The organism is Oryzisolibacter sp. LB2S (assembly GCF_040732315.1).
Lineage (GTDB): Bacteria > Pseudomonadota > Gammaproteobacteria > Burkholderiales > Burkholderiaceae_C > Alicycliphilus > Alicycliphilus soli.
Map to the genome: position 1 here is coordinate 1590491 of NZ_CP160388.1, position 23975 is coordinate 1614465.

Below are 23975 nucleotides of genomic sequence, written 5' to 3' on the forward strand. Positions count from 1 at the left end.
TTTTTGTGCCCGGATGGACTCAGGTCGGCCTGGCTTGCGGCACGCGCGTGGCCCACCAGCACAGCAGCGCCCCGCCGCAGACCATGGCCGCGCCCTGCCAGAAGGCGAGCGACAGCGGCGTGCGCAGCACCAGCATGGACAGCGCCGCCGAGAACACCGGGATGAAGTAGGAGGCGCCGGCGAGCAGGGTCACGTTGCCGTGCAGAATGCCCACGTTCCAGGCCGCATAGCCAAAGCCCATGGCGGCCGCGGCCAGCAGCAGGTAGGCCGTGGCTGGCAGAGTGAATGCCATGGCGCCGCCGCCCTCGAGCAGGTATTTGACCCACAGCGCCGCGGACACCAGCATGAAGAACAGCGTCACGCCATTCTTGCCCTGGGCGATGCGTGCGGTGAGGGCGCAGTAGGCGGCCCAGATCACGGCGCCGGCAAAGGCCAGGCCGTAGCTCAGCGGGTTGTCCTGCAGGTTGGCCCACATGCCCGGCAGGTCCAGCCCCTGCTCGCCGCCCAGCACCCAGGCGATGCCGATGAGGGACAGGACAAAGCCCGGGACTATCCACAGATTGGCGCGCTGGCCATTGAACATGATGGCAGCGACGATGGTGAAGCTGGGCCAGAGGTAGTTGACCATGCCCACCTCGATGGCCTGGCGGCTGTTGTGGGCGTAGCCGATGGAGAGCGCCAGGCACAGCTCGTAGGACACGAACAGCAGGCTGCCCCAGGCCAGATAGCGCCGGGGAAACTCGCCCAGCCTGACCCAGCCCACCGTCAGCAGCAGCAGCGCCGAGGCCACGCTGTACATCATGGCCGCGCCGCCCGTGGGGCCCAGGTGGTCGCTGACGCTGCGGATCAGGCCGACGATGGCGCTCCACAAAAAGATGGCCACGAGGCCGATCAGCGTGGCCTGGTTGCGGTTCTTCATCTGGCCTCAAGGGGATTGGTGTCGACGCAAAAAGGCCCCGCGGGCCGCAGAGCCGGCGGGGCCTTTGGATGCAGTGGCTTACACCTGATCGGCAGACAGCCCCGCCGTCTGGCTGAAGCCGCCGTCCACATAGGTGATCTCGGCCGTCACGCCGCTGGCCAGGTCCGAGAGCAGGAAGGCCGCGACGTTGCCCACGTCTTCAATCGTCACGTTGCGGCGCAGCGGCGCGGCGTCGGCCACGCGGCCGAGCAGCTTGCCGAAGTCCTTGATGCCGCTGGCGGCCAGGGTCTTGATGGGGCCGGCGCTGATGCCATTGGCGCGAATGCTGCGCCCGTCTGCCGTGCGGCCCACGGCCTCGGCGAGATACCGCACGCTGGCCTCAAGACTCGCCTTGGCCAGGCCCATGGTGTTGTAGTTGGGGATGCTGCGCAGCGCGCCCAGGTAGGAGAGCGTGAGCAGCGAGGACTTGTCGTTCAGATAGGGCAGGGCGGCCTTGGCCATGGCCGGGAAGCTGTAGGCGCTGATGTCGTGGGCGATGCGAAAGCCCTCGCGCGACAGGCCGTCGAGGAAGTTGCCGGCAATCGCCTCGCGCGGGGCAAAGCCGATGCTGTGCACAAAGCCGTCGAACTGGCCCCAGGCGGCGCCCAGGTCGGCAAACATCTTCTCGATCTGCGCGTCGTCGGCCACGTCGCAGTCAAACACCAGCTTGGAGCCGAACTCGGCGGCAAACTCGCTGATACGGTCCTTGAAGCGCTCGCCCACGTAGCTGAAGGCGAGCTCTGCACCTTGTTGGTGGCAGGCGCGGGCGATGCCGTAGGCGATGGAACGGTTGGACAGCACGCCCGTGATGAGCAGCTTCTTGCCGGCGAGGAAACCCATTGTTGTTCTCCTGAAAGATAGAGGGGAGGCGCAGCGTGCGCGTGGGGCAGAATTGTCGCATGCAGTTTCGGCGCCTTTGCTTGCTCTCCCTCCTGGGCCTGTGGGCCCCCGTCACCTGGGCCGCGCACGCCTACGCCATGTGGGGTGATCCGGCTCTGCCGGCCGGCTTCGACCATCTGCCCTATGTGAACCCGGCCGCGCCCAAGGGCGGCGAGCTGCGCCTGGTGAGCAATCTGCGCGCCTCCACCTTCGACAAGTACAACCCCTTCACCATGCGCGGCAACGCGCCGGCCTATCTGTCGGCGCTGATGTTCGACACGCTGCTGTCGGGCTCCATGGACGAGACCGCCACGGGCTACGGCCTGCTGGCCGAGGACGTGCAGGTGGCGCCCGATGGCCTGTCGGCCACCTTCCGTCTGCGGCGCGAGGCACGCTTTCACAACGGCAAGCCGGTCACGGCCCAGGACGTCAAGCACAGCTACGACACGCTGGTCGGGCCCTACACCTCGCCGGGCTACAAGACCATGCTCATCGACGTGGCGGGCGTGGACGTGCTGGATGCGCGCACCGTGCGCTACCGATTTCACAAGCCCAACCGCGAGCTGCCGCTGACCGTGGGCGGCCTGCCGGTCTTCAGCCGCGACTGGGGCCTGGGCGAGGATGGGAATCCGAAGCCCTTCGACCAGGTGGTGATGGACATTCCGATCGGCAGCGGGCCGTACCGAATTGGCCCGGTCAACTTCGGCAAGGACATCACCTATGTGCGCGACCCCGAGTACTGGGCGCGCGACCTCAACGTGCGCCGCGGCACGGCCAACTTCGACCGCGTGCAGGTCAAGATCTACAAGGACAACACGGCGCGGCTGGAGGCGCTCAAGGCCGGCGAGTTCGACCTGATGCGTTTCTTCAGCGCGGGCGACTGGGCACGGCGCGTGAACGGCAAGAAGTTCGACACGGGCGAGCTGGTCAAGGCCGAATTCCCGAACAAGCTGCCCACGGGCTTTCAGAGCTATGTGCTGAACACGCGCCGCCCGCTGCTTCAAGATAGGCGCGTGCGCGAGGCCCTGGGCCTGGCGTTTGATTTTGAGTGGATGAGCCGCCAGCTGTTCTACGGCGCCTACCAGCGCGTGCACGGCATCTTCGGCAACACCATGTGCGAGACCCATGGCAGCCCCACGCCCGCGGAGTTGGCCCTGCTCGAGCCCTGGCGCAAGGAGCTGCCGCCCGAGGTCTTCGGCCCCATGTTCGAGCCGCCCGTCACCAAGGACGCCATGGCCCTGCGCGAACATCTGCGCCGCGCGCTGGTGCTGCTCAAGGACGCGGGCTGGGAGGTGAAGAACGGCGTGCTGCGCAACGCGCGCGGCGAGCCCTTCGAGCTCGAATACATGGACAGCACCGAGGGCGGCATGCGCACGCTCTCGTCCTGGCAGCGCAACCTGGCCAAGCTGGGCATCACGCTCAGGTTCCGCTCGGTGGACTTTGCGCTCTACCAGCAGCGGCTGCAGAAGTTCGACTTCGATATCACCACCATCGCCTACCAGGGCACGAACAACCCGGGCCAGGAGTTTGCCGACCTGTTCGGCAGCAAGGCCGCGGACCAGGAGGATTCGGGCAACTTCCCCGGCGTGAAGAACCCGGCCGTCGATGCCGTGATCCAGGCCATGGTGTCGGCCAAGACGCTCGAGCAGATGCTGCCCGCCTGCCACGCGCTCGACCGCATCATTGCCCACGAGCATTACCTGATCCCGCAATGGTCCGCGCCCACGCACCGCATGGTGTACGACGCCTGGCACCTGGCCAAGCCCGAGGTCGTGCCGCCTTACTCGCCCGGCGAGATGTGGGTCATAGACACCTGGTGGTCCAAAAAGCCACTCAAGTAGCGATACCTGTTGAGTGCACGTGATGCTGGCAAAGCCCACCCTCGTCCCTGCGAACGCGGAGATCCACGGCAACATGGGTCGACGTCCCCGCCGACAAGGCCCCCCCGTCATCCCCGCGAACGCGGGGATCCACCGCAGTGCCGAATCAACGGCTTGTGAAACACATGGATCCCCGCGTTCGCGGGGATGACGGAGTCAATAGGTGCCGCTGATTGAGAAAACCATAGCTGCTTGCGCTTGATGGACAAGCCTTGCAGCCCGATTTGATACAAATGATCAACCTGGACCACAAGATCCCCCCACCCGTCATCGGCCTGGCCTGCGCGGCCCTGGCGTGGTGGCTGGCCCGTGTGGCGCCGGCCCTGGCGCTGCATCTGCCGGGCGCGCTGGCGCTGGCATTGCTCCTCGCGGGCGTGGGCCTGGCCATAGAGCTGTGGGGGCTGTGGACCTTTCGCCGCCACCGCACCACGCCCAACCCCATGACACCCGAGCGCGCGCGCACCGTGGTGCAGTCCGGGCCGTACCGATTCACGCGCAACCCCATGTACCTGGGCCTGGCCCTTCAGCTGCTGGCCTGGTGCGCCTACCTGGGCAACCCGCTGGCGCTGCTGGCGCCGGCGGCGTTCGTGGCCTACATCACGCGCTTTCAGATCCTGCCCGAGGAGCGGGCGCTGGCGCAGCATTTTGGCGAGGCCTATCTGGCGTACATGCGCAGCGTGCGGCGCTGGATATGAACCCATAATCCAAGCGCCATGTTCGCCTACATCCTCAAGCGCATCCTGCTCATGCTGCCCACGCTGCTGGGCGTGCTGCTGTTGACCTTTGTGGTCATCCAGTTCGTGCCCGGCGGCCCCGTGGAGCAGTACCTGGCCGAGGCCAAGGCCGGCGCTGTGGGGGCCGGCGGCGGGGGCGGCGAGGGCGGCGGCATGGCCTACCGCGGCGCGCAGGGTGTGGACGCGAAGCGCCTGGAGCAGATCAAGGCGCTGTACGGCTTCGACAAGCCCGCGCACGAGCGCTTCATCCAGATGCTCGGGCGCTTTGCGCGCTTCGACCTGGGGCGCAGCTTCTTCCAGAACAAGGACGTGTGGCAGCTCGTCAAGGAAAAGCTCCCTGTCTCCATCAGCCTGGGGCTGTGGACCTTTTTCATCAGCTACCTGGTCGCCGTGCCGCTGGGCGTGGCCAAGGCCGTGCGCGCGGGCTCGCGCTTTGATCTGGTCACCACGCTCATCATCCTCGTGGGCTATGCGATTCCGGGCTTTGTACTGGGCGTGGCGCTGCTGGTGGTCTTCGGCGGCCAGCTGCAGTGGTTTCCGCTGCGCGGGCTGACCTCGGCCAACTGGGAGAGCCTCTCCCTCATGGGAAAGGTCACGGACTACCTCTGGCACATCACCCTGCCCGTCACGGCCATGGTGGCGGGCAGCTTCGCAGTGACGGCCATGCTGACCAAGAACGCGTTTCTGGAAGAAATCCGCAAGCAATACGTGCTCACCGCGCGCGCCAAGGGCCTGTCCGAGCGCCAGGTGCTCTACAAGCATGTGTTTCGCAACGCGCTGATTCCCATCATCACCGGCTTTCCCTCGGCCTTCATCGGCGCATTTTTTGCGGGCTCGCTGCTGATCGAGACGCTGTTCTCGCTCGACGGCCTGGGGCTCCTGAGCTACGAGAGCGTGATCCGCCGCGACTACCCCGTGGTGCTGGGCACGCTTTACCTGTTCACCCTGATCGGCCTGGTGACCAAGCTGATCTCCGACATGTGCTACGTGTGGGTGGACCCTCGCGTGAAGTTCGATTGACCATGGGCATGTCCGCTCCCCCAAGCATCACCTCGTCCGCGTCGCTGTCGCCCGGCAGCCGTGCCTGGCGCCGCTTTCGTGCCAACCGCCTGGGCTTCTGGAGCCTGGTCGTGTTCTGCACCCTGGTCGTCATCAGCCTGGGTGCGGAGCTGGTCAGCAACGATCGGCCGCTCATCGTGCGCTACGAGGGACAGACCTATTTCCCGATGTTCAAGGACTACCCCGAGACCACCTTCGGCGGCGACTTCCAGACCCCTGCCGACTATCTCGACCCCTATGTGCGCCAGCGCATCACCGAGGGCGGCAACTGGGCGCTGTACACGCTCAACCCCTATGGCCCGCAGACGCTGAACTATTTTGCCAAGGCGCCCAACCCCTCGGGGCCGTCGCGCGACAACTGGCTGGGCACGGACGACCGCGGGCGCGACCTGCTCGCGCAGCTGATCTACGGCTTTCGCGTCAGCGTGCTGTTCGGCATGGCGCTCACCGTGGTGGGTGTGGCGTTGGGCGTGGCCGCGGGCGCCATCCAGGGTTTCTTTGGCGGCAAGACGGACCTGGCCTTCCAGCGCTTCATAGAGATCTGGGGCTCCATGCCCGAGCTCTACCTCCTCATCATCTTCAGCGCCGTGTTCGCTCCCAGCATTGCGCTGCTGCTGGTGCTGCTGAGCCTGTTTGGCTGGATGGGGCTGTCGGACTATGTGCGCGCCGAATTTCTGCGCAACCGCCAGCTCGACTACGTGAAGGCCGCGCGCGCGCTGGGCGTGAAGAACGGCCAGATCATCTGGCGCCACATCCTGCCCAACAGCATGACGCCCGTGGTCACGTTTCTGCCGTTTCGCATGGGCGCGGCGATTCTGGCGCTGACCTCGCTCGACTTCCTGGGCCTGGGCGTGCCGCCGGGTACGCCCAGCCTGGGCGAGCTGCTCAGCCAGGGCAAGAACAACATCGACGCCTGGTGGATCTCCATCTTCACCTTTGCCGTGCTGGTGACCACGCTGCTGCTGCTCACCTTCATGGGCGACGCGCTGCGCGACGCGCTCGACCCGCGAAAGCAATGAACACCCCCCTGAGTCGCTTCGCGCCTTCCCCCCTCTCTGCGCTTCGCTGGGAGGGGGAACGCCGCCAGCGCGGCGGGGCGGCCCTTGCGCGGTGGCCCACGCTTCGGCCGCGCCAGTATCGTGCGATGTGCGCGGCGTATCGCGTCAAGGATTTCTGACATGCGCATCACGCCTCCCTTGTCCCCATCGCCCGCGCCGCTGTTGCAGGTGCAGGACCTGCGCGTGCACTTCGGCGCCAAGGAGGTCGTGCACGGCGTGAGCTTCGACATCGCACCCGGCGAAAAGCTGGCCCTGGTGGGCGAGTCGGGTTCGGGCAAGACCGTGACGGCGCTGGCGCTCCTGCGCCTGGCGGGCGATGCACGGCTGGAGGGCCGCGCCTTGATGCAGGGGCGCGACCTGCTGCAGCTGCCCGAGCGCGAGCTGCGCGGCGTGCGCGGCGGCGACATCGCCATGGTGTTCCAAGAGCCCATGACGGCGCTCAACCCGCTCATGCCCGTGGGTCAGCAGGTGGCCGAGGTCTTGATGCTGAAACAGGCCCTGACCAAGGCGCAGAGCGCGCAAGCAGCTATTGAGTTACTAGCAAGCACGGGTATCCCCGAGCCCGAGCGCCGCGCCGCGAGCTTTCCGCACCAGCTCTCGGGCGGGCAGCGCCAGCGGGCCATGATCGCCATGGCGCTGGCCAGTCGCCCCAAACTGCTGCTGGCCGACGAGCCCACCACGGCCCTCGACGTGACGCTGCGCGGCCAGATCCTGGACCTGCTGTCGGACCTGCAGCGCCAGACCGGCATGGCTGTGCTGCTCATCACGCATGACCTGAACCTGGTGCGCCGCTTTGCCGACCGCGTGGCCGTGATGGAGCAGGGGCATCTGGTGGAGCAGGGCACGGTCGCCCAGGTGTTTGCCGCACCCCGGCACGACTACACGCGTCGTTTGATCGGCAGCGCGCCGCGGCGTGACGTGATCGAGGCTCCGGTGGCCGAAGATGCCGCGCCCGCCGCCCAGGCCGATGGCCTGCGCGTGGCCTATCCGGTGCCGCTGGCGGGCTTTCGCGGCTGGTTTTCCAAGGGCGAGTTCGTGGCCGTCAAGGGGGCGGCTTTTCGCATTCCACGGGCGCGCACGCTGGGCGTGGTGGGCGAGTCGGGCTCGGGCAAGTCCACGCTGGCACAGGCGCTGCTGGGCCTGCTGCCCGCAAGCGGTGAGCTGCAGGTGGCGGGCCAGCGCTGGCAGCAGCCCGCGCAGCACAACGGCGCGCACAACCAGCGGCTGCGCCGCCAGGTGCAGGTGGTGTTCCAGGACCCGTTCTCGTCGCTGTCGCCGCGCATGACGGTCGAAGAGATCGTGGGCGAGGGCCTGCACGTGCATGCGCCCCATCTGCCCGCGGCCGAGCGGCGCGCGCGCGTGGCCGCCATGCTGGCCGAGGTGGGCCTGACCGAGGCGCAGTTCCCCGGCCTGCTCGCGCGCTACCCGCATGAGTTTTCGGGCGGCCAGCGCCAGCGCCTGGCCGTGGCGCGCGCCCTCATCCTGGAGCCACAGCTGCTCGTGCTCGACGAGCCCACGAGCGCGCTCGACGTGACCATTCAGCAGCAGGTGCTGGCCCTGCTGCAGCGGCTGCAGAAGGAGCGGGCGCTGTCCTACCTGCTCATCACCCACGACGTGGCCGTGGTGCGCGCCATGGCACATGAGGTGATCGTCATGAAGGATGGCGAGGTGGTGGAGAGCGGCAGCGTGCAGCAGGTGCTCGACGCCCCGCGCCACCCCTACACGCAGCGCCTGGTGGAGGCGGCGCGCGCGCCGTGAGCACGTGGCGGCCTCTGGCGCGCTAAAATGCAGGCTTTTCCAATTCAGCAAGGGCGAGAAAGGCAATGTCGGTTATGACACCGCGAACTACCACGGAGACCTCCACCAGCCGCTAGGGCTGGCCGTTCGCGCCTGCACGAGAGCTTTTCTCCCCCACACCAAGCGCGGACCATGTTCCGCGCTTTTTGCTTTCTGGGGCCGAAAGCGCGCCACGATTCATACAGTTGAACAAGGATTTGCACAGATGCTTCAGATTACGCTTCCCGATGGCTCGCAACGTGAGTTCCCCGGCCCGGTGACCGTGGCCGAGGTGGCGGCCTCGATCGGCTCGGGCCTGGCCAAGGCGGCTCTGGCCGGCAAGATTGGCGACAAGGTGGTCGATACCAGCTACCTGATCAAGGAAAACAGCCCTCTGTCCATCCTCACCGCCAAGGACGCCGAGGGCCTGGAGATCATTCGCCACTCCACCGCCCACCTGCTGGCCTATGCCGTCAAGGAACTGTTCCCCGACGCGCAGGTGACCATCGGCCCGGTGATCGAGAACGGCTTCTACTACGACTTCGCCTACAAGCGCCCGTTCACCCCCGAGGACCTGGCCGCCATCGAAAAGCGCATGGCGGAACTCGCCGCCAAGGACGAGCCCGTGGTGCGCCGCGTGCTGCCGCGCGATGAGGCGGTCGAGTACTTCAAGGGCCTGGGCGAGCATTACAAGGCCGAGATCATCGCCAGCATCCCGACGAACGAGGAGGTCAGCCTGTACCGCGAGGGCGGCTTCGAGGATCTGTGCCGCGGCCCCCATGTCCCGAGCACCGGCAAGCTGAAATTCTTCAAGCTCATGAAGGTGGCCGGTGCCTATTGGCGCGGCGACCACCGCAACGAGATGCTGCAGCGCGTGTACGGCACGGCCTGGGCCAGCAAGGACGATCTGCAGAACTATCTGCGCATGCTCGAAGAGGCCGAGAAGCGCGACCACCGCAGGCTGGGGCGCGAGCTCGACCTGTTCCACATCGACGAGCATTCGCCCGGTACCGTGTTCTGGCACCCCAAGGGCTGGGCTCTGTGGCAGGAGGTCGAGCAGTACATGCGCCGCGTGTATCGCGACAACGGCTACCAGGAGGTCAAGGGCCCGCAGATCCTGGACAAGACCCTGTGGGAGAAGACCGGCCACTGGGACAAGTACCGCGAAAACATGTTCACGACGGAGTCGGAAAAGCGCGACTATGCCTTGAAGCCCATGAACTGTCCGGGGCACATCCTGATCTTCAAGCAGGGTATCAAGAGCTACCGTGACCTGCCGCTGCGCTACGGTGAGTTCGGCCAATGCCACCGCAACGAGCCCACGGGCGGCCTGCACGGCATCATGCGCGTGCGCGGCTTCACGCAGGACGACGGCCATATCTTCTGCACCGAGGATCAGATCCAGCCCGAGGTGCTGGCCTTCACGCGCCTGCTGCAGAAGGTGTACGCCGACTTCGGCTATACCGACATCATCTACAAGGTGGCCACGCGCCCCGAGGCGCGCATCGGCTCCGACGAGATCTGGGACAAGGCCGAGGCGGCCCTGATCCACAGCCTCGAGGCCTCGGGCTGCGCGTTCGAGATCTCGCCCGGCGAGGGCGCCTTCTACGGCCCGAAGATCGAGTACACGCTCAAGGACGCGATCGGCCGTCACTGGCAGTGCGGCACCATCCAGGTGGACTTCTCCATGCCCGAGCGACTGGACGCCGAATACGTGGGCGAGGACGGCAATCGCCACCGCCCCGTGATGCTGCACCGCGCCATCGTGGGCTCGCTCGAACGTTTCATCGGCATCCTCATCGAGCAGCATGCCGGTGCGCTGCCCACATGGCTTGCGCCCGTGCAGGTGGCGGTGCTCAACATCACCGATGCACAGGCCGACTACTGTCGCGAAATTGCCGCAACGCTGCAAAAAGCGCTGCCGCATCAAGCCCTTAGGGTGGTGACTGATCTGCGCAACGAGAAGATCACGTATAAAATACGCGAGCATGCGCTGCAAAAGCTGCCCTACATCCTCGTCGCGGGCGACAAGGAAAAGGCCGCCGGAGCGGTCGCAGTGCGCGCCCGGGGCAACAAAGACCTGGGTGTGATGTCCATCGACGCCTTTGTCGAACTGATCGCACAGGACATCGCCTCCAAAGCCTGATTTTGAATCAAGACTGGCGTGAGAGCGCACAGGTGGTGCGTGAGCAGCTACGCTTTTCGTAGCTTTTTTGATTGAAGGTGAAAACCATCGCTACTGAATTTCGTGACCGTCGGCAGCGCGAGGAGCGCAAGCATCGCCTGAACCGGGAAATCATGGCGCCCGAAGTGCGCCTGTCTGGCCCTGACAACGAGCCCATTGGCATCGTCAGTCTGCAGGAAGCCCTGCGCATGGCGGGCGACCTGGATGTGGACCTGGTGGAGATTGCCGCCACGGCCAATCCGCCCGTCTGCCGCCTGATGGACTACGGCAAGTTCAAGTACCAGGAGCAGAAGAAGGCGGCCGAGGCCAAGGCCAAGCAGACGGTCATCGACATCAAGGAGGTCAAGTTCCGTCCTGGCACCGACGATGGCGACTACAACATCAAGCTGCGCAACATCCGCCGTTTTCTGGCCGATGGCGACAAGGTCAAGGTCACGCTGCGCTTTCGCGGCCGCGAGATCACGCACCAGGAGCTGGGTCTGGCCCTGCTCAACCGGCTGCGTGACGACCTGGCCGACACCATCCAGGTCGAGCAGTTCCCCAAGCTCGAAGGCCGCCAGATGGTCATGATGATCGCGCCGGCGCGCAAGAAGCCCGGGGCCAAGCCCGCGGCCGAAGGCGCTGCGAGCGCGGCATAAGCGGGGTCAACGACAGATTCGTCCGGCACTGCCGCAAGGCGGGGTCGGTTCGATGGTGGTGCCAGCGCACCACCGCCCGGTGGGCCGAAAGGTCTGCCGTTCAAGAAGTGGCTCGGGGCCAACAAGCCTGCACAGTGGGTGCAGGCGCCTCGCGAGCACAAGCAACAGGAGCATTCACATGCCCAAAATGAAGTCCAAGAGCAGCGCGAAGAAGCGTTTTCGCGTTCGTCCGGGTGGTACCGTCAAGCGCGGTCAAGCCTTCAAGCGTCACATCCTGACCAAGAAGACCACGAAGAACAAGCGCCACCTGCGTGGCATTGTCAACGTGCACGAAGGTGACATGGGTTCCATCGCCAAGATGCTGCCCAGCGCCGGCCTGTAATCAACTGACGAACAAGGAGAAAACACATGCCTCGCGTCAAACGTGGTGTAACGGCCCGCGCCCGTCACAAGAAGGTCCTCGCCCTTGCCAAGGGTTTCCGCGGTCGCCGCGGCAACGTCTTCCGCGTTGCCAAGCAGGCGGTGATGAAGGCTGGGCAATACGCCTACCGTGATCGCCGCAACAAGAAACGCGTGTTCCGCCAGCTGTGGATCGCCCGTATCAACGCCGCTGCCCGTGAGCTGGGTCTGACCTACAGCCAGTTCACCAACGGCCTGAAGAAGGCGGCCATCGAGATCGACCGCAAGATGCTGGCCGACCTCGCGGTGCATGACAAGGCTGCCTTCGGCAGCATCGTGGAGCAGGTCAAGGCCAAGCTGGCTGCTTGAGTACACGATAGGCGGCTATTGATTCAATAGCTGCTCGCGCACTACCAATAAGGGCCAGGGCTTGAAAAGGCACTGGCCCTTGTTTATTTCACGCATTCCAAGAACGCTATGAACGAGTTGGATACCCTGGTGGCGGGCGCCCGCGATTTGTTTGCGCAGGCCGCAACTCCCGCCGATCTGGAGAACGCCAAGGCGCAGTTCCTGGGCAAGTCGGGGCGCCTCACGGAGCTCATGAAGGGCATGGCCCAGCTGTCGCCCGAGGAGAAGAAGACGCGCGGCGCCGCCATCAATGTGGCCAAGCAGGCGATCGAGGCGGCGCTCACGGCACGACGCCAGGCGCTGGCCGATGCCGAGCTCGAGCGCCAACTCAAGGCCGAGGCGCTGGACGTGACCCTGCCCGGGCGCCAGCGCGGACGCGGCGGCCTGCACCCGGTGTCGCTCACGCTCGAGCGCATCGAGGGCATCTTCGGCTCCATGGGTTTTGACGTGGCCGACGGCCCCGAGATCGAGACCGACTGGTTCAACTTCACGGCCCTGAACACGCCCGAGGATCACCCGGCGCGCTCCATGCACGACACCTTCTACGTCGAGGGCGGCACGAGCGAGGCGCCGCACCTGCTGCGCACGCACACCAGCCCCATGCAGGTGCGCTACGCCGTACAGCATGTCAAGAAATACCGCCATCTGATCGACGCCGGCCAGGCCATGCCCGAGATCCGCGTCATTGCCCCGGGCCGCACCTACCGCGTGGACTCGGACGCCACGCACTCGCCCATGTTTCACCAGTGCGAGGGCCTGTGGATCGGCGAGAACGTCAGCTTCAAGGACCTGAAGGTCACCTTCACGGCGTTCTGCAAGACCTTCTTCGAGAGCGACGACCTGGTGCTGCGCTTTCGCCCGAGCTTCTTCCCGTTCACCGAGCCCAGCGCGGAGATCGACATCCAGTTCCAGAGCGGCCCGCTGGCCGGCAAGTGGCTGGAGGTCGCGGGCAGCGGCCAGGTGCACCCCAACGTGGTGCGCAACATGGGGCTGGACCCCGAGCGCTACATCGGCTTTGCCTTCGGCATGGGGCCGGACCGCCTGACCATGCTGCGCTATGGCGTCAATGACCTGCGCCTGTTCTTCGACGGCGACATCCGTTTCCTGTCGCAGTTCCAGTAACGCAAAAAAGTGAGCTGCTCGCGCTTGTCCTGAGCCATCTTCCATTTATTTCACTGCTGAATCATCCACTGGGCAAGCGCGTCCAGCTCTCTTTTCAAGAGCACGCCAAAGAAGTCTGACTATGCAATTTCCCGAATCCTGGTTGCGTGAGTTCTGCAACCCGCCGCTGACCACCCAAGAGCTGGCCGACACCCTGACCATGGCCGGCCTGGAGGTCGAAGAGCTCGCGCCCGTGGCGCCGCCGTTCACCAAGATCGTCGTCGGCGAGATCAAGGACGCCCAGCCGCACCCCAACGCCGACCGCCTGCGCGTGTGCCAGGTCGATGTGGGCGCGCCCGAGCCGCTCACCATCGTCTGCGGCGCGCCCAATGCGCGCGTGGGCATCAAGGTGCCCTGCGCCATGGTGGGCGCCGAGCTGCCCCCGGGCGAGGATGGCAAGCCCTTTCTCATCAAGGTCGGCAAGCTGCGCGGCGTGGAGAGCTTTGGCATGCTGTGCTCGGCGCGCGAGCTCAAGCTCTCCGAGGACCATGGCGGCCTGCTCGAGCTGCCCGCCGACGCGCCGCTGGGCCAGGACATCCGCCAGTACCTGAATCTGGACGACACGCTGTTCACGCTGAAACTCACGCCCAACCTCGCGCATTGCCTGAGCGTCTACGGCATCGCGCGCGAGGTCGCCGCGCTCACCGGCGCGCCGCTCAAGGCGCCGGAGTTTCCCCGCGTCGCCACGGCCATCGACGACCGCCTGCCCGTGCGCATCAGTGCCACCGACCTGTGCGGGCGCTTCTCGGGCCGCGTGATCCGCAACGTCAACATGCGTGCGGCTACGCCCCAGTGGATGGTCGATCGCCTGGCGCGCTGCGGCCAGCGCAGCGTCTCGCCGCTGGTGGACATCTCCAACTACGTGATGTTCGAGTTCGGCCGCCCCTCGCACATCTTCGACCTCGACAAGATCCACGGCGGCCTGGATGTGCGCTGGGGCAGGGCGGGCGAATCGCTCAAGCTGCTCAACGGCAACACCATCGGCGTCGACGAGAAGGTCGGCGTGATCGCCGACGACGAGGCCGTGGAGTCGCTCGCCGGCATCATGGGTGGCGACGCCACGGCCGTGTCCGATGACACCCGCCACATCTATGTCGAGGCCGCCTTCTGGTGGCCCGAGGCCGTCGCCGGCCGCTCGCGCCGCTACAACTTCTCGACCGACGCCGGCCACCGCTTCGAGCGCGGCGTGGACCCCGAGCTCACCGTCGAGCATATCGAGCGCATCACCGCGCTCATCGTCGAGATCTGCGGCACGTCCGACACCGTCTGCGCGCCCATCGACGACCAGCGCGCCAACATGCCCGCCCGCAACCCCGTGCGCATGCGCGTGGCGCGCGCGGCCAAGGTCATCGGCATGCCGCTCACGCAGGCGCAATGCGTCGATGCACTCGAGCGCCTGGGACTGCCGGTAGAGCAGGGCGAGGGCGAGGTCACCGTGGTGCCGCCGTCCTTCCGCTTCGACCTGCGCCTCGAGGAGGATCTGATCGAGGAAGTGGCGCGCGTTGTGGGCTACCACAACCTGCCGACCACCGCGCCGCTCGCGCCCACCAGCCCCAAGCTGCGCGCCGAGGCGCGCCGCAGCAGCTTTGCCGTGCGCCGCGAGCTCGCCGCGCTCGGCTACCAGGAGACCATCAACTTCAGCTTCGTCGAGGAACGATGGGAGCGGGAGCTGGCCGGCAACGAAGCGCCGATTCGCCTGCTCAACCCCATCGCCAGCCAGCTGAGCGTGATGCGCTCGTCGCTGCTGGGCTCGCTCCTGCAGGTCCTGAAGTTCAACCTGGACCGCAAGGCCGGCCGCGTGCGCGTGTTCGAGCTCGGCCGCGTGTTCCTGCGCGACGCCAGCGTGCCGGCCAGCGACAGCACCGTGGCCGGCTATGCCCAGCCCATGCGCGTGGCGGGCCTGGCCTATGGCGCGTCGGATGCGCTGCAATGGGGGCGCAAGGACAAGGCCGTGGACTTCTACGATGCCAAGGGCGATGTCGAGGCGCTGCTGGCACCGCTGAAACCCCGCTTCGAGCTCGCCACCCACCCCGCGCTGCACCCGGGCCGCTGCGCACGCGTGCTGCTCGATGGCCAGGCCATAGGCTTCGTCGGCGAGCTGCACCCGCAGTGGCGCCAGTCCTGGGACCTGCCCGGTGCGCCGGTGCTGTTCGAGCTCAAGCTCGACGCCGTGCTGCAGCGCCAGGTGCCGGCCTTCCGCGCCGTCGCCAAGCGCCAGCTGGTCGAGCGCGACATCGCCGTGGTCGTCGCCGAGCGCGTCACCCACGACGAAGTGATGGGCGCCATTGCGGCGGCACTGCCCGCGCAGCTGTTGCGCTCGGCGACGCTGTTCGACGTGTTCCGCCCCCAGCCGCAGCGCGCAGGCGAGGGCGTGCCCGCGGGCGGCCTGGCCCAGGGCGAGAAAAGCCTTGCCATCCGCCTGTCCCTGGGCAGCGATGCAGAGGCACTCACCGAGGCGCAGATCGACAGCGCCGTACAAACCGTACTGCAGGCCCTGGGCCAACAGACTGGAGCGAGGTTGCGATGACATTGGGTACCGAACCCGAGGCGTTCGAATTCACGGTGGATAGCCTCGAGACGCAGGCCTTGACCAAGGCGCAGCTGGCCGATCTGCTGTTCGAGCAGATCGGGCTGAACAAGCGTGAATCCAAGGACATGGTGGACGCGTTCTTCGAACGCATCGTGCAAAGCCTGGTGGCGGGCGAGGACGTGAAGCTCTCGGGCTTCGGCAACTTCCAGGTGCGCACCAAGGCCCCCAGGCCCGGGCGCAACCCGCGCACGGGCGAGGCCATCCCCATCGAGGCCAGGCGCGTGGTGACCTTTCACGCCAGCAGCAAGCTCAAGGAGCAGATCCAGGGCAGTTGACCCTGCTTTGCGTTTCTACGGCCCGCGGGGCTGGCAAGCCGCTGGTGGCGGTAGTACGCTCCAACGCTTTGCGGCCCCAACACTGACCTCATGAGCTCTGTGCTGCCTCCCATTCCGGCCAAGCGCTACTTCACCATCGGTGAGGTGGCACAGTTGTGCGGCGTCAAACCCCATGTCCTGCGCTACTGGGAGCAGGAGTTCTCGCAGCTGCGCCCGGTCAAGCGCCGTGGCAATCGCCGCTACTACCAGCACCATGAGGTGCTGATGATCCGGCGCATTCGTGATCTGCTGTACGACCAGGGTTTCACCATCAGCGGCGCACGCAACCGCCTGCAGGAACTGGCGCATTCGGACAGGGAGGTCCACGCGGCAGATCTGCCCGTCGAGGTCGAAGACGTCGAGGCCGCGCCCTCCGCACAGACCGGTACGCCATTGGACGAACGTCCCTGCACACCCCTTGACGTCGCGCAGCTCCGAAAAGAATTGGAAGAAATTCGCGCTTTTCTTCTTTAGCGCCAAATTTTCAATATAGAATACAAGTCTTGTCGGCGTGTAGCGCAGCCTGGTAGCGCACTTGCATGGGGTGCAAGGGGTCGCGAGTTCGAATCCCGCCACGCCGACCATTTATACAAGGACTTAGCTTCGAAAAGGGGCTAAGTCCTTTTCTCTTTCTGGCCCGCGATGGGCTCGTTGTACCAACTGACGCACGTGCCCCGAGGGGTGCTCGGCAAGGCTGCCTTTGCTGCTTCCTCTTTGTATGGAACTGTTTGCAGGTAGGTTTGCCCCCACGTTTGCCCCCACAGTTCAGAAGGCTTTGGTGCACTGTGGGCCTTTTTGATGCGCTGATGGTTTCCGCGTCCCGCTCTGGGGTCTTGGCATGCTGACGGGTTGTGGCATCGGCCGCAAGCAAGTCTGGGCGCCTATCGATTTATAATGAGAGGCTTTCCCGCAAAAACGTCGCCCGGCCGCATCCAAAGCAAATCCCAACCAAGCAGCAGTCCGCAAGACAGTTTTTTGCGGATTCCGGGCGACCCGACTCACTTCGGAGAACCCAGTGCTTTCGTCTCTCAAGACAGCTTTTCCGCCAGCCATCCTGGCGCTCGCAGACGGCACGGTCTTTATTGGCAATTCCATCGGTAGCGCCGGCACCACCGTCGGCGAAGTGGTGTTCAACACCGCCATGACGGGCTACCAGGAAATCCTCACGGATCCCAGCTACTGCCAGCAGATCGTCACCCTGACCTATCCCCACATCGGCAACTACGGTGTCAACGAAGAGGACATGGAGTCCGCCAAGGTGCAGGCGGCGGGCCTGATCATTCGCGACCTGCCGCTCATCGCGAGCAACTTCCGCATGCAGCAAAGCCTGCCGCAGTTTCTTGCCGCCCAGGGCACGGTGGCCATTGCCAACATCGATACCCGCAAGCTCACGCGCCTGCTGCGCGAGAAGGGGGCGCAGAACGGCGCCATCGTGGGCCTGGCCGCCGGTGAGGAGGTGACGGACGAGCGCATCGCCGCCGCCGTGGACGCCGCCCGCAATGCACCGAGCATGGCCGGCCTCGATCTGGCCAAGGTGGTCAGCACGCCCACCCCCTACGTCTGGGAGCAGACCGAGTGGCAACTCGGCAAGGGCTTCGGCAAGGTGGAGGCGCCACGCTTTCATGTGGTGGCCTATGACTTCGGCGTCAAGCGCAACATCCTGCGCATGCTGGCCGAGCGCGGCTGCAAGCTGACCGTGGTGCCGGCGCAGACCTCCGCCCAGGAGGCGCTGGCGCTCAAGCCCGATGGCATTTTCCTTTCCAACGGCCCTGGCGACCCGGAGCCCTGCACCTACGCCATCGAGGCCGCGCGCACCTTCCTGGCCAGTAGCATGCCGGTCTTCGGCATCTGCCTGGGGCATCAGATCATGGCCCTGGCGCTGGGGGCGCAGACCTTCAAGATGCCCCATGGCCACCATGGTGGCAACCACCCGGTGAAGACGCTGGACAGCGGCCATGTCTGCATCACCAGCCAGAACCATGGCTTTGCCGTGGAGGCTGATTCGCTGCCCGCGCACGCACGGGCCACCCATGTGAGCCTGTTCGACGGCACGCTGCAGGGCCTGGAGTGCACCGACCGCCCGGCCTTCAGCTTCCAGGGCCACCCCGAGGCCGCGCCCGGCCCCAACGACATCGGCCACCTGTTCGACCGCTTCATCGACTCCATGGCGGCGGCGAGCCAGGAGAAAAAATAATGCCCAAGCGCACAGACATCAAAAGCATTCTCATCATCGGCGCCGGCCCCATCATCATCGGCCAGGCCTGCGAGTTCGACTACTCTGGCGTGCAGGCCTGCAAGGCGCTGCGCGAGGAGGGCTACCGCGTCATCCTGATCAACAGCAACCCCGCGACGATCATGACCGACCCGGCCACGGCCGATGTGACCTACATCGAGCCCATCACCTGGCAGACGGTCGAGAAGATCATCGCCAAGGAGCGCCCCGACGCCATCCTGCCCACCATGGGCGGGCAGACGGCGCTCAACTGCGCGCTCGACCTGTGGAAGAACGGCGTGCTCAACAAGTACAAGGTCGAGCTCATCGGCGCCAAGCCCGAGGCCATCGACAAGGCCGAGGATCGCCTGAAGTTCAAGGATGCGATGACGCGCATCGGGCTCGAGTCCGCCCGCTCGGGCATTGCCCACAGCATGGACGAGGCCTGGGCCGTGCAGAAGCATGTGGGCTTCCCCACGGTGATCCGCCCGAGCTTCACGCTGGGCGGCACGGGTGGCGGCATTGCCTACAACCCCGAGGAGTTCGAGACCATCTGCAAGCGCGGCCTGGAGGCCTCGCCGACCAATGAGCTCCTGATCGAGGAATCGCTCCTGGGCTGGAAGGAGTACGAGATGGAGGTGGTGCGCGACAAGGCGGACAACTGCATCATCGTCTGCTCGATCGAGAACCTCGACCCCATGGGCGTTCACACGGGCGACTCCATCACCGTGGCCCCGGCACAGACCCTGACCGATCGCGAATACCAGCTGCTGCGCGACGCCAGCATTGCCGTGCTGCGCGAGATCGGAGTGGATACGGGCGGCTCCAACGTGCAGTTCTCGGTGAACCCCAAGGACGGGCGCATGATCGTGATCGAGATGAACCCGCGCGTCTCCCGCTCCTCGGCGCTGGCGTCCAAGGCCACGGGCTTTCCGATCGCCAAGGTCGCTGCCAAGCTGGCCGTGGGCTACACCCTCGACGAACTGCGCAACGACATCACGGGCGGCGCCACGCCGGCCTCGTTCGAACCCTCGATCGACTACGTGGTCACCAAGATTCCGCGTTTCGCGTTCGAGAAGTTCCCTACCGCCGACAGCCGCCTGACCACGCAGATGAAGAGCGTGGGCGAGGTCATGGCCATGGGCAGGACGTTCCAGGAATCCTTCCAGAAGGCCCTGCGCGGCCTTGAAGTGGGCGTGGACGGCATGAACGAGAAGACCCAGGACCGCGAGACGCTGGAAAAGGAGCTGGGCGAGCCCGGCCCCGAGCGCATCTGGTACGTGGGCGACGCCTTTGCCCAGGGCATGTCGGTGGAAGAGGTGTTCGAGCTCACCAAGATCGACCGCTGGTTCCTCGTGCAGATCGAGCAGATCGTGAAGATCGAGCTCGACCTGGACAAGCTCTACGCCGAAAAGGGTGACGCGGCGCTGGCCAGCATCGGCGCGGCCGAGCTGCGCGCGCTCAAGCAAAAGGGCTTCTCCGACCGGCGCCTGGCCAAGCTGCTGCACACGACGGAGCAGGACGTGCGCGATGCGCGCAAGCGCCTCAACGTGCGCCCCGTGTACAAGCGCGTGGACACCTGCGCGGCGGAGTTCCCAACCAACACCGCCTACATGTATTCCAGCTACGACGAGGAATGCGAGGCGCGGCCCACGGACAAGAAGAAGATCATGGTGCTTGGCGGCGGCCCCAACCGCATCGGCCAGGGCATCGAGTTCGACTACTGCTGCGTGCATGCGGCACTTGCCATGCGCGAGGATGGTTACGAGACCATCATGGTCAACTGCAACCCCGAGACCGTCTCCACCGACTACGACACCTCGGACCGCCTGTACTTCGAGCCCGTCACGCTCGAGGACGTGCTGGAGATCGTGGACAAGGAAAAGCCCGAGGGCGTGATCGTGCAGTACGGCGGCCAGACGCCGCTCAAGCTCGCCCTGGGCCTGGAGCGCGCGGGCGTGCCCATCATCGGCACCACGCCGGACATGATCGACGCGGCCGAGGACCGCGAGCGCTTCCAGAGGCTGCTCAATGACCTGAGCCTGCGCCAGCCGCCCAACGCCACGGCTCGCACCGAGGAAGAGGCGCTGACCAAGGCGGCCGAGCTCGGCTACCCGCTCGTGGTGCGTCCGAGCTACGTGCTCGGCGGCCGTGCCATGGAGATCGTGCACGAGCAGCGCGACCTCGAGCGCTACATGCGCGAGGCCGTCAAGGTCAGCAACGACTCGCCCGTGCTGCTCGACCGCTTCCTGTCCAACGCCATCGAATGCGACGTGGACTGCGTGCGCGATGCCACCGGCGCCGTCTTCATCGGCGGCGTGATGGAGCACATCGAGCAGGCCGGCGTGCACTCGGGCGACTCCGCCTGCTCGTTGCCGCCGTACTACCTGAAGGCCGAGACGGTGGCCGAGATCAAGCGCCAGACCACGGCCATGGCCCATGGCCTGAACGTCGTCGGCCTGATGAACGTGCAGTTCGCCATCCAGGAAACGGACGCGGGCGACGTGATCTACGTGCTCGAGGTGAACCCGCGCGCGAGCCGCACCGTGCCCTTCGTCAGCAAGGCCACGGGCGTGCAGCTGGCCAAAGTGGCGGCGCGCTGCATGGCGGGCCAGAGCCTGGCCGAGCAGGGCATCACGAAGGAGGTCACGCCGCCGTACTTCAGCGTCAAGGAGGCCGTGTTCCCGTTCGTGAAGTTCCCCGGCGTGGACACCATCCTCGGCCCCGAGATGAAGTCCACCGGCGAGGTCATGGGCGTGGGCGCGACCTTCGGCGAGGCCTTTGTCAAGAGCCAGCTGGGTGCCGGCACGCGCCTGCCGCGCTCGGGCAAGGTGTTCCTCACCGTGAAGAACGCCGACAAGCCGCGTGCCGTGGCGATTGCACGCGACCTGGCGGCCATGGGCTTCGAGCTGCTGGCCACCAAGGGCACGGCGGCCGCGATCGCCGATGCCGGCGTGGCCGTGCAGGTGGTCAACAAGGTCACCGAGGGCCGCCCGCACATCGTGGACATGATCAAGAACGACGAGATCGCCATGGTCATCAACACGGTGGAGGAGCGCCGCAACGCGATCGCCGACTCGCGCGCCATCCGCACCAGCTCGCTGCTGGCGCGTGTGACCACCTTCACGACCATCTTCGGCGCCGAGGCCGCGGTCGAGGGCATGAAGCATCTGGACAAGCTCGACGTGTACTCCGTGCAGGAACTGCATGCGCGCCTGGCCGCCTGAGTGCAGCAGCGGGTTTTAGTGGACGAGCCGCGCGGCAAACGCGGCATAATCCACGCCTGAATGAATAACCGCCGCCCGGCAACGCGCGGCGGTTTGCTTTTTGCTTCTGGAATCTGGAGACTGACCCATGGCCACCATTCCCATCACCAAGCGCGGCGCCGAGCAACTGAAGGCCGAGTTGCACCGCCTCAAGACCGTAGAGCGCCCCGCCGTCATCAACGCCATTGCCGAGGCGCGCGCCCAGGGCGACCTGAGCGAGAACGCCGAGTACGAGGCCGCCAAGGACCGCCAGGGCTTCATCGAGGGCCGCATCCTCGAGGTCGAGGGCAAGCTGTCGGCGGCCCAGATCATCGACCCCGCCCAGCTCGATGCGGGCGGCCGCGTGGTGTTCGGCGCCACCGTGGAGCTCGAGGACGAGGACAGCGGCGACACCGTCACCTACCAGATCGTGGGCGAGGACGAGGCCGACCTCAAGCTCGGTCGCATCAACGTCTCCAGCCCCATTGCGCGCGCCCTGATCGGCAAGGAAGAGGGCGACACCGCCGAAGTTCAGGCCCCGGGCGGCGTGCGCCGCTACGAGGTGGTCGCGGTCAGCTACATCTGAGCGGCCGGGAGCCTCTAGACCCCCGCAGCCCATGCGCGAACGCCTTCCCGTCCTCTCCGCCGCCCTGTGGTGGGGCAGCCTGTCGGCCATCGGCTTTCTGGCCGTGCCGCTGCTGTTCGCCCACCTGCCCACGCCGGCGCAGGCGGGGAATATGGCGGCAAGGCTGTTCGAGGCGCAGACCTATGTTTCCATAGCATGCTGCGCACTTCTTCTGGTCATTTCAAAGCCAAAACATGCGCAAACGCAAGCCCGCTGGGCGCGAACAGCTATGGTTTTTGTGATCGGCGGCCTGCTGCTCGCGCTGCTCGTGCAGTACGGCGTGGCGCCGCGCATCGTGGCGCGCCAGAACCTGCGCCTGTGGCATGGTGCCGGCAGCCTGATGTATCTGCTGCAGTGGCTGTGCGCGCTGCGCGTGCTGTGGATCACGGCGCGTGAGGGTGAGTAGCCTGCAGGGCAGCTTCGGTTGTTTGTGCGGCGCGGAGATTTGTTGATGACACGCATCAAGACCATCTTCTGGGCCGCGCTGGCGCTGGTCGCCGTGCTCTGGTTTGCTGCCGACCCCGCGGCGCTGCGTGTGGCCGGGTTCTTTCCGCTGCGCGGCGCCATGGTGCAGATCAGCGGCCTTCTGGCCATGACCTGCATGAGCGTGGCGATGATTCTTGCGCTGCGGCCGCGCTGGCCCGAGCGCTGGATCGGCGGGCTCGACAAGATGTACCGCCTGCACAAGTGGCTGGGCATAGGCGGGCTGGTGCTCGCCATCGTCCACTGGCTCTGGGCCAAGGGGCCCAAGTGGGCCGTCGGCTTCGGCTGGCTGACCCGCCCCGAGCGCGGGCCGCGGCCTGCGGCCGGCAGTGCGGTCGAGGAGGTCTTGCGCACCTGGCGCGGCACGGCCGAAGGCATTGGTGAATGGGCCTTCTACGCCGCCGTGCTGCTGATCGCCGTGGCGCTCATCCACCGCATTTCCTACCGCGCGTTCTACCAGACGCACAGGTGGCTGGCGCTGGCCTACCTGGTCCTGGTGTTTCACACCGTGGTGCTGATGAAACTCCCGTATTGGTCCAGCCCCCTGGGCCTGGTCATGGCGCTCCTGCTGGCCTATGCAAGCGCCGCGGCGCTGGTGGTGCTGGCGCGCCGCGTGGGCGCGCGCCGCAAGGTGGCTGGCACGGTGACCCAGCTGCAATACTTTCCGGAGCTGCGCGTACTCAGGGGCGACATCGACATCCCCCAAGGCTGGCCGGGGCACAAGCCGGGTCAGTTCGCCTTCGTCACGACGGGCGACACCGACGATGCACACCCGTTCACGATCGCCTCGGCCTGGAATCCGGCCGAGCCGCGGCTCACCTTCGTCACCAAGGAACTGGGCGACTACACGCAGCGTCTGCCCGAGGTGCTGCACATCGGCCAGCCCGCGCGCATCGAGGGCCCCTACGGCTGCTTTACCTTCGAGGACGATTGCGCGCGGCAGATCTGGATAGGCGGTGGCATAGGCATCACGCCCTTCATTGCCCGCATGCAGCAGCTGGCCATGGACCGGCAGGCCTATGTGGGCCGCCCGCGTGTGCAGCAGGTCGACCTCTTTCACACCACGGCCGACTGGAGCGAGGACGCCATCGCCCAGCTCAGGGCCGACGCCGAGGCGGCCGGCATACGCCTGCATGTGCTGCACGATGGGCGCGACGGCCGGCTCACGGGCGAGCGCATTCGCCAGACCGTGCCGGACTGGCAGCAGGCCAGCATCTGGTTTTGCGGGCCTGCGGGCTTTGGCGCGGCCCTGCGCAGGGACTTTGCCGCCAGCGGCATGCCGGTGGCCCGGCGCTTTCATCAGGAGCTGTTCGCCATGCGCTGATGCGCCTGGCGCCCGTGGGGTGACGCGCCAGCGCGCGTTGGCTTGAG

At 66.2% G+C, this 23975-nt stretch carries 20 protein-coding genes and 1 tRNA gene; 19 read left to right on the forward strand and 2 right to left on the reverse strand.

The window, feature by feature from the left end; translation table 11 throughout:
* Nucleotides 1–19: 19 nt before the first annotated feature.
* Together yddG and fabI are read right to left on the reverse strand one after the other, a co-directional pair.
* Nucleotides 20–919, reverse strand: coding sequence for an aromatic amino acid DMT transporter YddG (gene yddG / locus ABUE11_RS07525; protein WP_367068430.1), 900 nt, complete (start codon nucleotides 917–919; stop codon nucleotides 20–22).
* 78 nt (nucleotides 920–997) lie between these two features.
* Nucleotides 998–1798: an enoyl-ACP reductase FabI gene (gene fabI, locus ABUE11_RS07530; RefSeq protein WP_367068431.1), complete on the reverse strand. Its 801-nt coding sequence runs from the start codon at nucleotides 1796–1798 to the stop codon at nucleotides 998–1000.
* A 59-nt stretch (nucleotides 1799–1857) separates the two neighbouring features.
* Between fabI and ABUE11_RS07535 the strand changes: the two genes are divergently transcribed.
* From ABUE11_RS07535 to ABUE11_RS07625, 19 genes are all read left to right on the forward strand, one after another.
* Nucleotides 1858–3678 carry an extracellular solute-binding protein gene (locus tag ABUE11_RS07535; protein WP_367068432.1) on the forward strand — a complete coding sequence of 607 codons (1821 nt, stop codon included), beginning with the start codon at nucleotides 1858–1860 and terminating at the stop codon, nucleotides 3676–3678.
* Between the two features lie 272 nt (nucleotides 3679–3950).
* The gene (locus ABUE11_RS07540; RefSeq protein WP_367068433.1) at nucleotides 3951–4412 is read left to right on the forward strand and encodes an isoprenylcysteine carboxylmethyltransferase family protein; all 462 of its coding nucleotides are present in this window, start codon (nucleotides 3951–3953) and stop codon (nucleotides 4410–4412) included.
* Between the two features lie 18 nt (nucleotides 4413–4430).
* On the forward strand, nucleotides 4431–5471 hold the full coding sequence (locus ABUE11_RS07545; protein ID WP_367068434.1) for an ABC transporter permease subunit: 1041 nt from the start codon (nucleotides 4431–4433) through the stop codon (nucleotides 5469–5471).
* Nucleotides 5472–5479: 8 nt separating this feature from the next.
* On the forward strand, nucleotides 5480–6529 hold the full coding sequence (locus ABUE11_RS07550) for an ABC transporter permease (protein WP_367068435.1): 1050 nt from the start codon (nucleotides 5480–5482) through the stop codon (nucleotides 6527–6529).
* Nucleotides 6530–6688: 159 nt separating this feature from the next.
* Entirely contained in the window at nucleotides 6689–8326 is a 1638-nt protein-coding gene (locus ABUE11_RS07555; protein ID WP_367068436.1) for a dipeptide ABC transporter ATP-binding protein, read from the forward strand.
* Between the two features lie 244 nt (nucleotides 8327–8570).
* Nucleotides 8571–10490, forward strand: a complete 1920-nt coding sequence (gene thrS, locus ABUE11_RS07560) for a threonine--tRNA ligase (protein WP_367068437.1) — start codon at nucleotides 8571–8573, stop codon at nucleotides 10488–10490.
* A 77-nt stretch (nucleotides 10491–10567) separates the two neighbouring features.
* Nucleotides 10568–11167 (forward strand): translation initiation factor IF-3, encoded by a 600-nt coding sequence (infC, locus tag ABUE11_RS07565; RefSeq protein WP_367068438.1) that lies wholly within the window; start codon nucleotides 10568–10570, stop codon nucleotides 11165–11167.
* 178 nt (nucleotides 11168–11345) lie between these two features.
* Entirely contained in the window at nucleotides 11346–11549 is a 204-nt protein-coding gene (rpmI, locus tag ABUE11_RS07570; RefSeq protein WP_367068439.1) for a 50S ribosomal protein L35, read from the forward strand.
* 26 nt (nucleotides 11550–11575) lie between these two features.
* Entirely contained in the window at nucleotides 11576–11935 is a 360-nt protein-coding gene (gene rplT, locus ABUE11_RS07575; protein ID WP_367068440.1) for a 50S ribosomal protein L20, read from the forward strand.
* A 108-nt stretch (nucleotides 11936–12043) separates the two neighbouring features.
* A complete protein-coding gene (gene pheS, locus ABUE11_RS07580; RefSeq protein WP_367068441.1) occupies nucleotides 12044–13096 on the forward strand; it encodes a phenylalanine--tRNA ligase subunit alpha in 1053 nt (350 codons plus the stop codon).
* Nucleotides 13097–13217: 121 nt separating this feature from the next.
* On the forward strand, nucleotides 13218–15662 hold the full coding sequence (pheT, locus tag ABUE11_RS07585; RefSeq protein WP_367068442.1) for a phenylalanine--tRNA ligase subunit beta: 2445 nt from the start codon (nucleotides 13218–13220) through the stop codon (nucleotides 15660–15662).
* Nucleotides 15659–16000: an integration host factor subunit alpha gene (locus ABUE11_RS07590; protein WP_367068443.1), complete on the forward strand. Its 342-nt coding sequence runs from the start codon at nucleotides 15659–15661 to the stop codon at nucleotides 15998–16000. The genes pheT and ABUE11_RS07590 overlap by 4 nt, the downstream gene beginning before the upstream one ends.
* Nucleotides 16001–16090: 90 nt before the next feature.
* Nucleotides 16091–16513 carry a MerR family transcriptional regulator gene (locus ABUE11_RS07595; protein ID WP_367068444.1) on the forward strand — a complete coding sequence of 141 codons (423 nt, stop codon included), beginning with the start codon at nucleotides 16091–16093 and terminating at the stop codon, nucleotides 16511–16513.
* A gap of 33 nt (nucleotides 16514–16546) precedes the next feature.
* A tRNA-Pro gene (locus ABUE11_RS07600) sits at nucleotides 16547–16623 on the forward strand.
* Nucleotides 16624–17054: 431 nt separating this feature from the next.
* The gene (gene carA / locus ABUE11_RS07605) at nucleotides 17055–18233 is read left to right on the forward strand and encodes a glutamine-hydrolyzing carbamoyl-phosphate synthase small subunit (protein ID WP_367068445.1); all 1179 of its coding nucleotides are present in this window, start codon (nucleotides 17055–17057) and stop codon (nucleotides 18231–18233) included.
* Nucleotides 18233–21478: a carbamoyl-phosphate synthase large subunit gene (gene carB / locus ABUE11_RS07610; protein WP_367068446.1), complete on the forward strand. Its 3246-nt coding sequence runs from the start codon at nucleotides 18233–18235 to the stop codon at nucleotides 21476–21478. Before carA ends, carB begins: the two co-directional genes overlap by 1 nt.
* A gap of 127 nt (nucleotides 21479–21605) precedes the next feature.
* The gene (gene greA, locus ABUE11_RS07615) at nucleotides 21606–22082 is read left to right on the forward strand and encodes a transcription elongation factor GreA (protein ID WP_367068447.1); all 477 of its coding nucleotides are present in this window, start codon (nucleotides 21606–21608) and stop codon (nucleotides 22080–22082) included.
* 31 nt (nucleotides 22083–22113) lie between these two features.
* Nucleotides 22114–22527 carry a DUF4149 domain-containing protein gene (locus ABUE11_RS07620; protein WP_367068448.1) on the forward strand — a complete coding sequence of 138 codons (414 nt, stop codon included), beginning with the start codon at nucleotides 22114–22116 and terminating at the stop codon, nucleotides 22525–22527.
* 45 nt (nucleotides 22528–22572) lie between these two features.
* A complete protein-coding gene (locus tag ABUE11_RS07625; protein WP_367068449.1) occupies nucleotides 22573–23928 on the forward strand; it encodes a ferric reductase-like transmembrane domain-containing protein in 1356 nt (451 codons plus the stop codon).
* Nucleotides 23929–23975: the final 47 nt, after the last annotated feature.

Coding starts and splice junctions, on each gene's coding strand:
- yddG (WP_367068430.1), bottom strand. CDS start 919: ATGAAGAACCGCAACCAGGCCACGCTGATCGGCCTCGTGGCCATCTTT.
- fabI (WP_367068431.1), bottom strand. CDS start 1,798: ATGGGTTTCCTCGCCGGCAAGAAGCTGCTCATCACGGGCGTGCTGTCC.
- ABUE11_RS07535 (WP_367068432.1), top strand. CDS start 1,858: ATGCAGTTTCGGCGCCTTTGCTTGCTCTCCCTCCTGGGCCTGTGGGCC.
- ABUE11_RS07540 (WP_367068433.1), top strand. CDS start 3,951: ATGATCAACCTGGACCACAAGATCCCCCCACCCGTCATCGGCCTGGCC.
- ABUE11_RS07545 (WP_367068434.1), top strand. CDS start 4,431: ATGTTCGCCTACATCCTCAAGCGCATCCTGCTCATGCTGCCCACGCTG.
- ABUE11_RS07550 (WP_367068435.1), top strand. CDS start 5,480: ATGTCCGCTCCCCCAAGCATCACCTCGTCCGCGTCGCTGTCGCCCGGC.
- ABUE11_RS07555 (WP_367068436.1), top strand. CDS start 6,689: ATGCGCATCACGCCTCCCTTGTCCCCATCGCCCGCGCCGCTGTTGCAG.
- thrS (WP_367068437.1), top strand. CDS start 8,571: ATGCTTCAGATTACGCTTCCCGATGGCTCGCAACGTGAGTTCCCCGGC.
- rpmI (WP_367068439.1), top strand. CDS start 11,346: ATGCCCAAAATGAAGTCCAAGAGCAGCGCGAAGAAGCGTTTTCGCGTT.
- rplT (WP_367068440.1), top strand. CDS start 11,576: ATGCCTCGCGTCAAACGTGGTGTAACGGCCCGCGCCCGTCACAAGAAG.
- pheS (WP_367068441.1), top strand. CDS start 12,044: ATGAACGAGTTGGATACCCTGGTGGCGGGCGCCCGCGATTTGTTTGCG.
- pheT (WP_367068442.1), top strand. CDS start 13,218: ATGCAATTTCCCGAATCCTGGTTGCGTGAGTTCTGCAACCCGCCGCTG.
- ABUE11_RS07590 (WP_367068443.1), top strand. CDS start 15,659: ATGACATTGGGTACCGAACCCGAGGCGTTCGAATTCACGGTGGATAGC.
- ABUE11_RS07595 (WP_367068444.1), top strand. CDS start 16,091: ATGAGCTCTGTGCTGCCTCCCATTCCGGCCAAGCGCTACTTCACCATC.
- carB (WP_367068446.1), top strand. CDS start 18,233: ATGCCCAAGCGCACAGACATCAAAAGCATTCTCATCATCGGCGCCGGC.
- greA (WP_367068447.1), top strand. CDS start 21,606: ATGGCCACCATTCCCATCACCAAGCGCGGCGCCGAGCAACTGAAGGCC.
- ABUE11_RS07620 (WP_367068448.1), top strand. CDS start 22,114: ATGCGCGAACGCCTTCCCGTCCTCTCCGCCGCCCTGTGGTGGGGCAGC.
- ABUE11_RS07625 (WP_367068449.1), top strand. CDS start 22,573: ATGACACGCATCAAGACCATCTTCTGGGCCGCGCTGGCGCTGGTCGCC.